The 13,560-nt window shown below is 66.6% G+C and carries 13 protein-coding genes; 2 read left to right on the top strand and 11 right to left on the bottom strand.

What is annotated here, in order from left to right; all coding sequences use genetic code 11:
• The first annotated feature begins 87 nt into the window (after positions 1-87).
• Positions 88-1,632 carry a M28 family peptidase gene (locus C6I20_RS06980; protein ID WP_118395296.1) on the top strand — a complete coding sequence of 515 codons (1,545 nt, stop codon included), beginning with the start codon at positions 88-90 and terminating at the stop codon, positions 1,630-1,632.
• Positions 1,633-1,718: 86 nt separating this feature from the next.
• Positions 1,719-2,627, top strand: coding sequence for a 5'-3' exonuclease (locus C6I20_RS06975; RefSeq protein ID WP_118398694.1), 909 nt, complete (start codon positions 1,719-1,721; stop codon positions 2,625-2,627).
• Here the strand turns inward: C6I20_RS06975 and C6I20_RS06970 are convergent.
• The 11 genes from C6I20_RS06970 to C6I20_RS06920 form a co-directional block, all read right to left on the bottom strand.
• Positions 2,624-5,350: an RNA helicase gene (locus C6I20_RS06970; RefSeq protein ID WP_118395295.1), complete on the bottom strand. Its 2,727-nt coding sequence runs from the start codon at positions 5,348-5,350 to the stop codon at positions 2,624-2,626. The two genes, C6I20_RS06975 and C6I20_RS06970, sit on opposite strands and share 4 nt — an antisense overlap.
• Before the next feature lie 35 nt (positions 5,351-5,385).
• The gene (locus C6I20_RS06965) at positions 5,386-6,264 is read right to left on the bottom strand and encodes a diacylglycerol kinase family protein (protein ID WP_118395294.1); all 879 of its coding nucleotides are present in this window, start codon (positions 6,262-6,264) and stop codon (positions 5,386-5,388) included.
• A 36-nt stretch (positions 6,265-6,300) separates the two neighbouring features.
• Positions 6,301-7,074 (bottom strand): twin-arginine translocase subunit TatC, encoded by a 774-nt coding sequence (tatC, locus tag C6I20_RS06960; RefSeq protein ID WP_254052282.1) that lies wholly within the window; start codon positions 7,072-7,074, stop codon positions 6,301-6,303.
• Between the two features lie 54 nt (positions 7,075-7,128).
• Positions 7,129-7,356 carry a twin-arginine translocase TatA/TatE family subunit gene (gene tatA / locus C6I20_RS17605; protein ID WP_118395293.1) on the bottom strand — a complete coding sequence of 76 codons (228 nt, stop codon included), beginning with the start codon at positions 7,354-7,356 and terminating at the stop codon, positions 7,129-7,131.
• A 2-nt stretch (positions 7,357-7,358) separates the two neighbouring features.
• Complete coding sequence (locus C6I20_RS06950) at positions 7,359-8,333, bottom strand: YafY family protein (protein WP_118395292.1); 975 nt, start codon at positions 8,331-8,333, stop codon at positions 7,359-7,361.
• Entirely contained in the window at positions 8,330-9,301 is a 972-nt protein-coding gene (locus C6I20_RS06945) for a YafY family protein (RefSeq protein WP_118395291.1), read from the bottom strand. The genes C6I20_RS06950 and C6I20_RS06945 overlap by 4 nt, the downstream gene beginning before the upstream one ends.
• Positions 9,302-9,313: 12 nt before the next feature.
• Positions 9,314-10,231 carry an FKBP-type peptidyl-prolyl cis-trans isomerase gene (locus C6I20_RS06940; RefSeq protein ID WP_118395290.1) on the bottom strand — a complete coding sequence of 306 codons (918 nt, stop codon included), beginning with the start codon at positions 10,229-10,231 and terminating at the stop codon, positions 9,314-9,316.
• Positions 10,232-10,302: 71 nt separating this feature from the next.
• Positions 10,303-11,664 (bottom strand): Pup--protein ligase, encoded by a 1,362-nt coding sequence (gene pafA, locus C6I20_RS06935; protein ID WP_118395289.1) that lies wholly within the window; start codon positions 11,662-11,664, stop codon positions 10,303-10,305.
• Between the two features lie 151 nt (positions 11,665-11,815).
• Positions 11,816-12,511, bottom strand: a complete 696-nt coding sequence (gene prcA / locus C6I20_RS06930; protein ID WP_118395288.1) for a proteasome subunit alpha — start codon at positions 12,509-12,511, stop codon at positions 11,816-11,818.
• Between the two features lie 13 nt (positions 12,512-12,524).
• Complete coding sequence (prcB, locus tag C6I20_RS06925) at positions 12,525-13,340, bottom strand: proteasome subunit beta (RefSeq protein ID WP_118398690.1); 816 nt, start codon at positions 13,338-13,340, stop codon at positions 12,525-12,527.
• The gene (locus tag C6I20_RS06920) at positions 13,340-13,534 is read right to left on the bottom strand and encodes a ubiquitin-like protein Pup (protein WP_118395287.1); all 195 of its coding nucleotides are present in this window, start codon (positions 13,532-13,534) and stop codon (positions 13,340-13,342) included. Before C6I20_RS06920 ends, prcB begins: the two co-directional genes overlap by 1 nt.
• Positions 13,535-13,560: the final 26 nt, after the last annotated feature.

The raw sequence follows: 13,560 nt of genomic DNA, 5'->3' as shown, positions 1-13,560 counted from the left end.
TCGACCGTGTGCGCGCTGCAACCACTGCGTGACAGGTCGTCCGGCCCGACCTACTGTGAGTGGACCAACTCTGGATCGGGGGATCCCATGCGCAGAATTCTGCCGACGATCGCTGCCGTCGCCCTGGCGGCCGGCCTCGTCACTGCATCACCAGCAACCGCCAAGCCGCACAAGCCGAAGCCGGTCGACACCAGCAAGCTGACCAAGGCTGTCACGGTCAATGGCATCCTGCAGCACGAGCGCGCGCTGCAGGTCATCGCCAATCGCAACGATGGCAACAGGGCCTCAGGCCTGCCGGGTCACACGGCCTCGGCCGACTACGTGGCCAAGAAGCTGCGCCAGGCCGGCTACCGGGTGAAGCGCCAGAAGTTCACCTTCCCGTTCGCCCGCGAGCTCGAGCCCGCAACGCTGACGCAGCTCGAGCCCACCGAACGCGACATCGAGACCGCGACGTTCGACTACTCCGGCTCCGGTGACGTCACGGGCCAGGTCGTGGCCACGAACGACCTGGTGATCCCGCCGAGTCCCACGCCCGGCAGCACCTCAGGCTGCGAGGCCTCGGACTTCACGCCCGCACCGACTGAACCGGCAGTCGCGCTGATCCAGCGTGGCACCTGCACGTTCGAGACCAAGGCGAGCAGTGCTGCCGCCGCGGGCTACGACGCTGTGATCATCTTCAACGAGGGACAGCCCGGGCGCGACGAGCTGCTGACCGGCACGCTCGGTACGCCCGCCACGATCCCCGTGGTCGGTGTGTCCTACGCCGACGGCGCGGCACTGGCCGATGGCACGTTCACGGTACGTGTCACGACCTCGACCGAGGTTGATCTCAACCGCGAGACCGAGAACGTCATCGCTGACCTTCCCGCGACCGGCAAGAAGGTCAAGAACGCCGATCAGGTCGTCGTCGTGGGCGCCCACCTCGACAGCGTTGCTGTCGGGCCCGGCATCAACGACAACGGCTCGGGCTCGGCGACGATACTCGAGATCGCCGAGCAGATGTCTCACCTCAAGCTCACCAAGAAGCTCGAACGCCCCGTGCGGTTCGCGTTCTGGGGAGCCGAGGAGGCCGGACTCCTGGGCTCGACGCACTATGTCGATGCCCTCTCGACGAGCCAGCGTTCGAAGATCTACGCCAACTTGAACTTCGACATGCTGGGTTCGCCCAACTACGCGCGCTTCGTCTACGACGGCGACGGGTCCGAGGACGGTGTGAGCGGTCCTCCGGGGTCCGGTGAGATCGAGCAGGTCTTCACGGACTACTTCGACGCCAAGCACCTGGCCACGGAGCCGACGGCGTTCGACGGTCGCTCCGACTACGGGCCATTCATCGAGGCAGGCATCCCAGCAGGCGGACTGTTCAGTGGTGCCGAGGGTGTCAAGACCGATGAGCAGGCCGCCACGTTCGGCGGAACCGCAGGCGATGCGTTCGATGCCTGCTACCACCAGGCCTGCGACACCATCACCAACCTCAGCATCAAGGCTCTGTACGAGCTGGGTGATGCCGCGGCTCACGCCACGGCGGTCCTGACGATGTCGAAGACCGGGTTGTTCCCCGATGGCAGCCGCAAGGCGATGGGCAAGTCCGCCCGGGCCAAGGTGGAGTCCAACGGGCACGCGCACATCCGCTGACCCCCTGGAAAGGATCGGCGCCACCATGCCCTGGACACGGTGGCGCCGATCCGACCATGTCGGCCGCACGGTCTAGGCTCATGGCCATGGCATCTGGTCGACTGCTCCTGCTGGATTCTGCGAGCCTGTACTTTCGGGCCTTCTTCGGTCTCCCCGACACGCTCAAGGCACCCGACGGCACGGTCGTGAATGCGCTGCGCGGCATCTTGGACTTCACCTCCACGCTGTCCACCCAGTACGAGTCCGATGCGATCGTGGCGTGCTGGGACAACGACTGGCGTCCGCAGTGGCGGGTCGACCTGATCCCCACCTACAAGACGCAACGGCTCGACGACGCCGGTGCGGAGGCGGACACCACGGGTGGTCTGCTCGGTCCGCAGGTTCCACTGATCGCGGAGGCCATGGGGCTTCTGGGCGTTCCTGTCGTGGGGGCCGCCGGCGCTGAGGCAGACGACATCATCGGCACCTTCGCATCGACGTGGGACGGACCGGTCGACATCGTGACGGGCGACCGCGACCTGTTCCAGCTCGTCGATGACGAACGCGATGTGCGGGTGCTCTATGTCGCCCGCGGCGTGTCCAACCACGACGTCGTCGACAACGCGTGGATCCGCGCCAAGTACGCGATCGACGCCGCAAGCTACGTCGACTTCGCCGTGATGCGCGGCGATGCATCCGACGGCCTGCCCGGCGTCGCCGGCATCGGCGACAAGACCGCGGCCGTGCTGCTGGCCGAGTTCGGTGACATCGACGGGATCCTGCGCGCGGCCGCCGACCCCACCTCCTCGATCAAGCCGCGGGTGCGACAGTCGTTGCTGGACTCACTCGACTACGTCGAGGCCGCCCGCACCGTCGTGGCGGTCAAGCGCGACGCGTGCGACCTCGAAGTGCGGACCGGCCCCGTGCAGGAGCAGGCCTTCCGTACGTTCGGCGAGACGTGGGGACTCGGCGGGGCGGTCGACCGCATCCTGACTGCGCTTCAGTCCCAGCGCTAGCCGGCGATGCTGGTGTACGCCACGACGCCGTGGCGGAGGTTGTCCAGGGCTTCTCGGGCGGTGTCGCGCAGGGGGCCGGGACCGGCTGCGTCGGCGACCTGCGCGACGACATCGATGAGCTGCTTCATCGCCCGCACGAAGTCACCGGCGGCAAGCTCCATCTCACCGAGCACGTCGTCCAGCGATGCGCCATTGCTCCACTGCCAGACCGCCTGGGCGAAGCCGAAGTCGGGCTGGTGCAAGAACTTGACCCGGTGCTCGCGCTCGAGCTGCTGCAGCCCGGTGCACAGGTCGGTCATGGTGCCTGCGACGGCGCGGACCTCCTTGGTCGGCAGCCGCGGGGCCGGAGCATCATCGGCATTGCGCGACTCGAAGGTCAGACCGCTGATCGCGGCCGCCAGCTCGGACGCGTCCAGACCGTCCCACACGCCCCCACGCAGGCACTCGCTGACCAACAGGTCGAGCTCGCTGTACAGCCGCTGCAGCTTCTTGCCGTCGACCGTAACCTCGTCGCCGTCGAGGTAGCCCAGGACGTCGAGCACCTCGCAGACCCGGTCGAACTGGCGGGCGACGGTGTTGGTGCGGGACTCGATGCGATTGCGCTGGTTGGTCGTGTCGCGCTCGAGCTTGAGATAGCGCTCGGCCCACCGGGCGTGTGACTCACGATCGGGACAACTGTGGCACGGGTGGTCGCGCAGCTTCTCCCGGATTGCCGCAATCCGTGGATCCTCGCTCGAGACCTGGCTCCGCTGAGCCTTGTCATGCTGGTACGCCACCCCGTCCGAGCGGCTCCGGAGCTGGGCGGCCAGATCGCGACGCGACTGCGGATTGCGGGGGTTGAACGACTTGGGGATCCGCATCGTCGTGATGGGTGAGACGGGCACGTTGAAGTCGACCATCGCCAGCCGGCGAGCGTGCCGATTGGCCGTCAGCACCATCGGACGGGGGCCATCGTTGTCGCTCGTCCGGCCCGGATCCAGGACCACGGCGATCCCGGACCAACGGCCGACCGGCACGTCGATCACATCACCGGGCCGCAGCTTGACCAGCGACTGGACGATGCCTTCGCGGTCTGCGGCTCGGCGGGCCTTCGAGCCCGAGGCCTCGATGTCGCTGAGCTCGCGGCGCAACGAGGCGTACTCCATGAAGTCGCCCTGGTCGCACTCGGCGGACTCGCGATAGCCGTCGAGAGCCTCCTCGGCCTTGCGGATCTGACGGGACAGCCCGACCACGGCACGATCAGCCTGGAACTGCGCGAACGACTGCTCCAACAGCTCGCGGGCGATCGTGCGACCCACCTGGCCCACGAGGTTGACCGCCATGTTGTAGGACGGCTGGAACGAGGAGTTGAGCGGATAGGTGCGGGTGCTGGCGAGCCCCGCGACCTGCTTGGGGTCGAGGCCGGGCTGCCACAGCACGACGCCGTGCCCCTCGACGTCGATCCCACGGCGGCCGGCGCGCCCGGTCAGCTGGGTGTACTCCCCCGGCGTGATGTTGGCATGTGTCTCGCCATTCCACTTCGACAGCTTCTCGATCACGACGGAGCGGGCGGGCATGTTGATGCCGAGCGCCAGGGTTTCGGTCGCGAAGATGATCTTGCACAGACCTTCGCTGAACAGGATCTCGACGCACTCCTTGAAGGTCGGCAGCATGCCGGCGTGGTGCGAGGCGATCCCCCGGACCAGTGCGTCACGGAAGTCATAGAAGCCCAGCACGTGCAGGTCGTCCTCCGGGAGGTGCGAGCACGTGGCGTCGACGACAGCGCCGATCTCGGCCTGCTCCTCGGGGGTCGTGAGGGTGATCCGCGCGTCGAGGCACTGCTTGACTGCGGCAGCGCATCCTGCGCGGCTGAACACGAAGCAGATGGCGGGCAGCAGCCCTTCGGCCTCGAGTCGCCCGACGAGCTCGATCCGGTTCGCGGTGTGGTGGCGGCTGCGCGGACGCTTGCTGCCCTTGCCCGGGCGGCCCTTGTGCATGCGGGTGAACTGCCAGTCGTCGCGGGCGATGCGGGTCAGCGCCGGATTGACCTCGACACCTTCACCGTCGGGGCTCGGGGCGAACAGCGGGAACATCTTGCGGCCGACCAGCACGTGCTGGTGCAGCGGCACCGGCCGACGCTCCTCGACGATCGTCTGGGTGTCGCCGCGGACCTCGGTGAGCCAGTCGCCGAACTCCTCGGCGTTCGACACCGTCGCCGACAGCGAGATCACCGACACCGACTCGGGCAGGTGGATGATGACCTCTTCCCAGACCGCACCACGCATGCGGTCGGCAAGGTAGTGAACCTCGTCCATCACGACGAACCCAAGCGTGTTGAGGGTGCGCGATCCGGCGTACAGCATGTTGCGCAGCACCTCGGTCGTCATGACCACGATCGGTGCCTCGCCGTTGATCGTGTTGTCACCCGTCAGCAGGCCGACGTTGTCGGCCCCGTGGCGCGCGACCAGATCGGCGAACTTCTGGTTGGAGAGAGCCTTGATCGGCGTCGTGTAGAAGCACTTGCGACCGGTCTCGAGCGCGAGGTGAACGGCGAACTCGCCGACCAGGGTCTTGCCCGACCCTGTGGGTGCCGCGACCAGGACCCCATGACCGTCCTCGACGACCTTGCAGGCCTCGACCTGGAAGCTGTCGAGATCGAAGTCGTAGTGGCCGCGGAACGCGGCGAGGTGCGGATAGGCCCTGCTGGCGCGCGATTGTGCGTACTTCTCAGCCGGGGAGCTCATGCCGCAACACTACGCGGGAGACCGTGAGTCGCCGGTCACGCCACGGGTGGGGCGAAGACCCGCAGTGCACCGGGCTGGACGGTTGCGGTGATCGGCAGCGGTCCCAGGCGCTCCCCGTCGCCGTACGCCACGATGCCGGCCGACGCCAGGGTCACCTCGCGCACGAGGTGACGCTCGAACTCGGGCAGGGTTGTGTGGGTGCCCTTGTAGAGCATCGGGAACACCCGCAGGAGCTTGGCCTTGCTGACCGGGTTGATGATCACGACGTCCAGCAGCCCGTCATCGATCGAGGCTCCCTCGCAGATGCGCAGTCCACCGCCGAACGACGGACCGTTGCCGACCGCCACGAGCATCGCCTCGCGCTGGATCCTCTCGCCGTCGAGCGTCAGTGTGAACTCCAGCGGCTGGAAGGAGCGCAGCTCGGTGAGGATGGCGATGTTGTAGCGCATGTTGCCGCGCGGCCAGGTCATGGCGTTCGCCCGCTCGTTGACCTTGGAGTCGAACCCTGACGCGATCACGGTGGCTACATAGGCCTCGCCCGTGCGTGCGAGGTCCACCCTGCGGACATGGCCGGCGACGATCAGATCGACTGCCGCATCGGTGTCGTTGACCGGGATTCCGAGGGATCGAGCCGTGTCATTGCCGGATCCGGCCGGGATCAGCCCGAAGGCGAGGTCGGTGTCGGCGACGTGGTCGAGCACGTCGTGCAGCGCCCCGTCACCACCCACGACGATGACCCCGTCCAGGCCTGTGTCGATCGCATGCTTGAGCTGGTCGCGAGCCCCCGCAGCGTTCTCGCCCTGGATCCTCGTCGTGACGTGCCCGGCGCTGCCGAGGCGGTCAGCGGCCTGCGCGGCAATCGCCACTCCACGCCGATTTCCGGACGCAGGGTTGACGACGAGCGCGTAGTGCATGCGAGAACTCTAGGGCCAGAGGCTGCTTCGAGAGAGTCAGTCGTCCAATGAGGACAGCTCGTCATCGGCGAGCTCGCGGCGTTTGGCCTTCCCGCGTCGACGGTCCGTGAGCTTGGCGATGATCTCGGACAGCAGGTACAGGATCACCATCGGAATCGCGAGGAACAGCATCGTCAGGGGGTCGGTGCTCGGAGTCGCGATGGCAGCGAAGACGAAGATGCCAATGATGGTCCACGGCCGCGCCCGCGCGAGCTGGGCGGCGCTGACGATACCGAGCCGGTTGAGCATGACCACGACAAGGGGGATCTCGGCGGCGATGCCGAACACCAGCAGGGTGCGCAGCACGAAGTTGAGGTAGTCGCTGAGCGAGGTCAACGAATCGATCGAGCTCGGCACGAAACCGATCAGGACCTCGATGCCCTTGGGGAGGACGAGATAGCCGACGTAGATGCCGGCGAGGAACAGCGGCACGCCGGTCGCGGTCAGCAGGTACGCCCAGCGCTTCTCGCTGCGGTGCAGCGCCGGAAGCACGAACCGCCAGATCTGGTTGATCCACACGGGGCTGGCCAGGATCAGGCCGATGACCAGGGCGAGCTTGAGCCGAAAACTGAACGCCGTGCCGATGCCGCCGCTGATCACGATCTTGGCGTCGACGTCCTTGCTGGTCAGCAGGCTCGCGATGCCGGTCTCGTACGGCTCCTTGAGAATATCGAAGATCGGGTCGAAGAAATACCAGCCGACGATCGTGCCGAGCAGGATCGAAAGGGTAGCGATCGTGAGTCGCCGTCTCAGCTCACGCAGATGTTCCATGAGCGGCATCGTGCCGCCCGATGCCGGGGGCTTGCCGCGCCGAAGCGCCAAGCGTCAGCCCTGTTCTGGCTTCTTGTCCTGCTCCGAGGCCTGGACGCTCTCGAGCGACGCAGGCTTGATGTCATCGTCATCGTCGTCGTGCAGGGCCTTGACCTCGGTCTTGAAGATGCGCAGCGCCTTGCCTGATCCGCGGGCGAGCTCAGGGAGCTTCTTGCCACCGAACAGGAGCAGGACGACTCCGAGGACGATCAAGATCTCGGTCGGGCCGATCTGGCGGAACATGGCTACTCCTTGGTGGACGATTCACGTTCATCGTACGCCTGCAAGGCTAGACGAGCGTCGTCAACCACGTGAGCGCGAAGAGTGTCGGGCTCGATGACCGTGACAGATCCGGCATTGCGCAGCACCAGACGACGAAGCCACGCCCAGTCCGCGCCGAACAGCTTGGCCCGCCAGATGCCCGCGGCGCTCTGCTCGAGGAGCTCGACCTGGTAGTACTCGGTCAGCCAGTGCGCCCGCGGGTGCAGGTCGACCAGCGCGTACGGGGTCGCCTCCCCCACTGTGAAGATGCCGTCGGACATGTCCCGCTCGTTGACGTCGTGGTCCTGAGCGTCGACATCGGTGAGCTGGGCGTCGACGACCCGGTCGAGGCGGAAGAACCTGAGGTCCTCGGCCTTGAGGCACCACGCCTCGAGGTAAAGCCTGCCCTGCTCGGTAAACAGCCTGCGCGGGTCGACCGCGCGATCGGACTGCTCGTCGCGGGAGACCGTCGCGTACGTCAGCTGAAGACGCTTGCCCTGGGCCAGAGCGTGCACGATCGCGGAGTGGATCGTGGGATCGACCTCATCCATCAGGACGTCGACGGGCGCAGAGACGGTGTCGCCGACCGCGCTCTCGAGCTTGGCCAACGCGCTGTCGACGACCGTGAGCTCCGAACCACTCGCCGAGGCGCGCAGCGTGCGCAGCGCCACGATCAGGGCAACACCCTCACGGGTGCTGATCCGCAGCGGCCGCGTCATGAACTCCGCGTCGCGGATGTGCACGATTCCGTCGACCTCGAGGGCCGTGAGGTCGAAGTCGATGAGCTCGCCGGCGTACTCGCCCGTGCCGGTGTACATCAGCAGACGGAGATCGTCTCGGATGACCTTCGGCGTGACCCCGAACTCGGCGGCAACCTCGTTGACCGGGACACCGTCATTGCCCTGGAGGTAGGGCACGAGCGCGAGCATACGGATGACCTGCTGCCTGGACCGGCTCATGCGGGCGCCTCGAGGGTTCCGCGGACCGCTGTCTGGAGCCGGTGGATCACGGCGGCGCGGACGTCGGGCGGGGACACGACCATGACGTCAGGACCGTACGAGGCGACCTCGGAGGCAAGTTCCCAGGCAGACGAGTAACGGATCTCGACCTCGTCGAGGTCATCGCCCAGTGGCGTGACCTTCTCGGCGAGGCGGCGCAACGACTGGCCACGGCCCGTGCGGATGCGCAGGACTGCGGCCTCCTCGGGCGCCGGCGGGAACAGCGAGCGGGCGACGTCCTTCATGTCGGTGCCCTCGGGGACTTCGTACGAGCCCGGTGCGCCCTGATTCTCGACGTCGCCGATGACCCGCGACAGTCGGAAGATTCGGGCCTCGCCGCGGTCGAGATCGAATCCACCGACATACCAGCGGTCGTGCCACGAGATGATCCCCCATGGCTCGAGGTGCCGGGTCATGGGTTCGCGGTTCGGCCGGGCGTAGACGAACGTGACCGGGATTCGCCGCGTGACGGCGTCCCACATCGCGTCGAACGACGGCTCGTCGGCCGAGAGCTTGGGCTCGGCCATGCGGAGCACACTGGTGTCGACGTCGACACCGATCGACTTGAGCTTGACCAGCGCGGTCGTCGACTCGCTCGCGAGTCCTGCGTGCTCCCACACCTGGGTCGCGAGCCCGATCACGGCGGCCTCTTCGCGAGTCAGCTCCAGATCGGGCAGCTCCGCCTCGTCGCGCCGAATCCGATATCCCGGCTCGTCGCTGAAGTACTTGTCGATCGAACCCATCTCGACGTTGATGCCGAGCTCACGCAGCTCCTCCTTGTCGCGCTCGAACTTGCGGTCGAACGCCTGGGGCGTCGAGTCGCGGTAGTCGGCGATCGACTCGCGGATCTGCTCCTTCGTGAGGTACTGGCGACTGACCAGCAACGCGAAGATGAGGTTCATCAACCTCTCGGTCTTGCGCTCGGCCATGTCAGGAGGATGTCAGGAAGCGTCGAGCAAGTCGATGGCGAAGATCAGCGTGTCGTCCTTGCCGATCTTGCTGCCAGCCGGCGGGGAGTCTCCGTACGCCTTGTCGCCCGGGCAGATCAGGACGACTCGGCTGCCGAGCTTCTGGCCGACCAGCTGGTCGTCCCAGCACTTGATGAGCTGGCCTGCACCGACCTGGAAGGAACGGGATGAGCTGGACCAGGACTCGTCGAAGATCTCGCCGTCGGGGTAGACCTGGCCGACGTACTGCGCGGTCAGGGTCTGGCCCTCGGTGATCTCGGCGCCGTCGCCCTGGATCACGATGTGCGCGCTCTCCTTGGTGATCTTCTTGGCGGTCTTGCTGGTCTTGGTGAACTTCGACGGGTGCTTGTCATCGTCGAGCACGAGCTTCGGCACGTCGGCCGGAAGCTTCTTGGCCGTGCCGGTGACCTCCGTGGGGACCTTCGAGACGATGTCGAAGAGGAACACCATGGTGTCGTCCTTCTTGATGTCCAGCTGGTCCTGGTCTTGACCGAAGCCATCCTTGGGCGAGATCGCGACGAGCACGCGGCTGCCGACGGTCTGACCCTCGAGGCCGGCCACGAATCCCGGCAGCACGGCGTTCTTGTCCAGCGTCAGCGTGAGCGGCTTCTCGGTCTTGAACGAGCTGTCGAACTGCTTGCCCGTGCGGCCGTTGACCGCGACATAGTTGACCTTCACGGCGTCGCCGCTGGCGAGCTTGTCGCCGCCGCCGGCCTTGAGGACCTTGCTCTCGGTCTTGGTCGCGGTGTAACCCTTCGCGACGGTGACCTTGGGGCTCTTCGCGGAGCTGACCTTGATGGCGTCCAGGCCATCGTTTCCGGAGTCACTGCCACCGCATCCGGCGAGGATGAGGCTGGAAGCAGCAACAGCTGCGATGAGAATTCGACGCACAGGAAACGACCTTCAGGGACGGAGAGACAGATCGTCGATCATCCTAACGACAGCGGACAAGGCCGCGGCCATCACATCCCGTCAATGAGCCGCTGCACCCGCTCATCGTGCGAGCGGAAAGGATCCTTGCAGAGCACGGTGCGCTGCGCCTGATCGTTGAGCTTGAGGTGGACCCAGTCGACCGTGAAGTCGCGGCGGCGTTCCTGCGCCCGCTTGATGAAGTCTCCGCGCAGGCGGGCTCTGGTGGTCTGCGGCGGGATGGACTTGGCCGCGAAGACGTCCAGATCGTTCGTCACGCGCGCGACGGCGCCCTTGTTCTCCAGCAGGTAGAAGATGCCGCGGTCGCGCCGGATGTCGTGATAGGCCAGATCGAGTTGGGCGATGCGTGGATCAGCCCAGCTCAGGCCGTGCACCGTGCGGTAGCGGTCGAGCAGCTTGTACTTGATGACCCAGTCGACCTCGCGCTCGACGAGCGACAGGTCCTCGGACTCGACGGCCTTGAGCGTCCGCTCCCACAGGTCCAGAGCCCGGGTGATCGTCGGCGTGTGCAGCCCGTGCTTGTCGACGAACTCGGCCGCCTTGCCGAAGTACTCGGCCTGGATCTCCAGCGCGGACAGCTCCCGGCCGTTGGCGAGCTGCACCTTGCGCCGTCCGGTCATGTCGTGGGCGATCTCGCGGATGGCCCGGATCGGGTTGTCGAGCGTCATGTCGCGCATCGTGACGCCGCCCTCGATCATGCGCAGCACGAGATCGGTCGTCGCGACCTTGAGCAGAGTCGTCGTCTCGCTCATGTTGGAGTCGCCAACAATGACGTGCAGCCGGCGGAAACGTTCGGCGTCAGCGTGCGGCTCGTCGCGGGTGTTGATGATCGGGCGGGAACGGGTCGTAGCGCTCGAGACGCCCTCCCAGATGTGCTCCGCGCGCTGACTGACTGAGAAGATCGTGCCGCGCGGCGTCTGCTGGATCTTGCCCGCGCCGCAGATGATCTGACGGGACACGAGGAACGGGATCAGGACGTCGGCCAGTTTGCTGAACTCGCCCTGCCTGCTGACGAGGTAGTTCTCGTGGCAGCCGTAGGAGTTGCCGGCCGAGTCGGTGTTGTTCTTGAACAGATAGATGTCGCCCTCGACGCCATCGTCGGCGAGGCGCTGCTGCGCGTCGATCATCAGACCTTCGAGGATTCGCTCCCCCGCGCGGTCGTGCGTCACCAGGTCGACCAGGTCATCGCACTCAGGCGTGGCGTACTCGGGGTGGCTGCCGACGTCGAGGTACAGGCGGGCGCCGTTGCGCAGGAAGACATTGCTGCTGCGACCCCACGACACGACGCGGCGGAACAGGTAGCGGGCCACCTCATCGGGCGACAGTCGGCGCTGGCCCTTGAATGAGCACGTGACGCCGTACTCGTTCTCGATACCGAAGATCCGCCGGTCCATGCGTTCAGACTAGTCCGGGCTGGTCCACCGCGCGGGATAAAGCCCCCGACCCGCTGTCACTGCGGCGACGCCGGCCCGTGATCGGTTACTCAGTGGCCTGTCCCGGCAGGCAGAGGCCGCTCAGCCACCGACTGCTGTGCCGAGAGCCGGGTCAGGTGGCGAGGGCGGCGAGCACGTCGGTGTCGCTGAGGCGGCGGAACTTGCGCGGCTGGGTGCGCGTGCGGGTCAGCACCGCGACCTCGAGCGAAGTGGCCTCGACGGTCCGGGCAGGATCGACGTCCTGACCCAGCGCCGTGACCGCGACGCGGATCGCGTCCGTCAGGACCATCCCGGGCGTGAAGTGCTCACCCAGGTACGTCTCGACGAGCTCGCTCTGGCCACCCATGACACCGAATCCCTGCACGTCGGCGACCGAGCCGTCGTACATCAGCCGGTACACCTGATCCTGCGAAGCCTCGTCACCGAGCTCGCCCACGAAGATCTCGACCTCGTACGGCTTCTCGCCGCCGGAGGAGAAGATCGTGCCGAGCGTCTGGGCGTACGCGTTGGCGAGTCCACGGGCCGTGACGTCGCGACGGTCGTAGGAGTAGCCCCGCAGGTCGGCAAGGCGAACGCCGGCGATCCGCAGGTTCTCGAACTCGTTGTAGCGGCCCACCGCGGCAAAGCCGATGCGGTCGTAGATCTCGCTGATCTTGTGCAGGGCCTGCGACGGGTTCTCGGCCACGAACACGATGCCGTCGTCGTACTGCACAACGGCAACGCTGCGGCCCCGGCTGATGCCCTTGCGGGCGAAGTCCGCCCGGTCCTTCATCAGCTGCTCGGGCGAGACGTAGAAGGGTTGCGTCATCGGGTCGGTCCTCTCACGTCAGGGGGGCCGAGGGGCCGTCGGGGCGGTCCATGCGGGCGGAGATGACCTCGTCGGCGATCGCCGCGGTCTCGTCCTCGGGATAGGCACGGTAACCGTCGGCCGTGATGGCGCCGACCATCGGGAAGATCCGTCGGGCCAGGTCGGGACCGCCGGTCGCGGTGTCGTCGTCCGCGGCGTCGTAGAGCGCCTGGATCGTGGCGGTGACCGCCTCGCGCTCGGTCAGACCCTCGCGGTAGAGCTTCTTGAGCGAACCGCGGGCGAAGGTCGAGCCGGAGCCGACGGAGTGGAACGCGCGCTCCTCGTTGCGATTGCCGGTGACGTCGAAGGCAAAGATGCGGCCGACCTGGGCATTGAGGTCGTACGCCGCGAACAGCGGCACCACCGCGAGACCCTGCATTGCCATGCCGAGGTTGTTGCGGATCAGGGCAGAGAGCCGATTGGCCTTGCCGTCGGTCGACAGTACGATGCCCTCGATCTTTTCGTAGTGCTCGAGCTCGACCTGGAACAACCGGGTCATCTCGACCGCGAGGCCCGCGGTGCCGGCGATGCCGACGCAGGAGTACTCGTCGGTGGGGAACACCTTCTGGATGTCGCGCTGCGCGATGACGTTGCCCATGGTGGCGCGCCGGTCACCTGCCATGACGACACCACCATCGAACGTTGCGGCGACGATCGTCGTGCCGTGCGCGACTCCCACGAGGCTGCCCGCATCGCTCGGACGGGCCGAAGGCAACAGATCCGGAGCCCGGATGGCGAGGTAGTCGGCGAAGGAGGAGGTTTCGGACAGTCGAGTGCCGTCAGGCAGCATCACTGGCCGCCCTTCTGGACGAAGCTGCGGACGAACTCCTCGGCGTTCTCCTCGAGCACGTCATCGATCTCGTCGAGGATCGAGTCGACGTCGTCGTCAAGCTTTTCCTTGCGCTCGGTGTCGACCTCGGTGGTCTCGACCTGAGCCTCGGGCTCGCTGGACTTGCGGGTGCTCTTGTGCTGCTGCTCGGCCATGCCTTCACCCTATAGCGGAAAGCCTC

Origin of the sequence: Aeromicrobium sp. A1-2, from assembly GCF_003443875.1 — a bacterium.
Taxonomy (GTDB): Bacteria; Actinomycetota; Actinomycetes; order Propionibacteriales; family Nocardioidaceae; genus Aeromicrobium.
The sequence above is the reverse complement of the archived record's forward strand: the minus strand, read 5'-3'. Positions and strand labels throughout refer to the sequence as shown.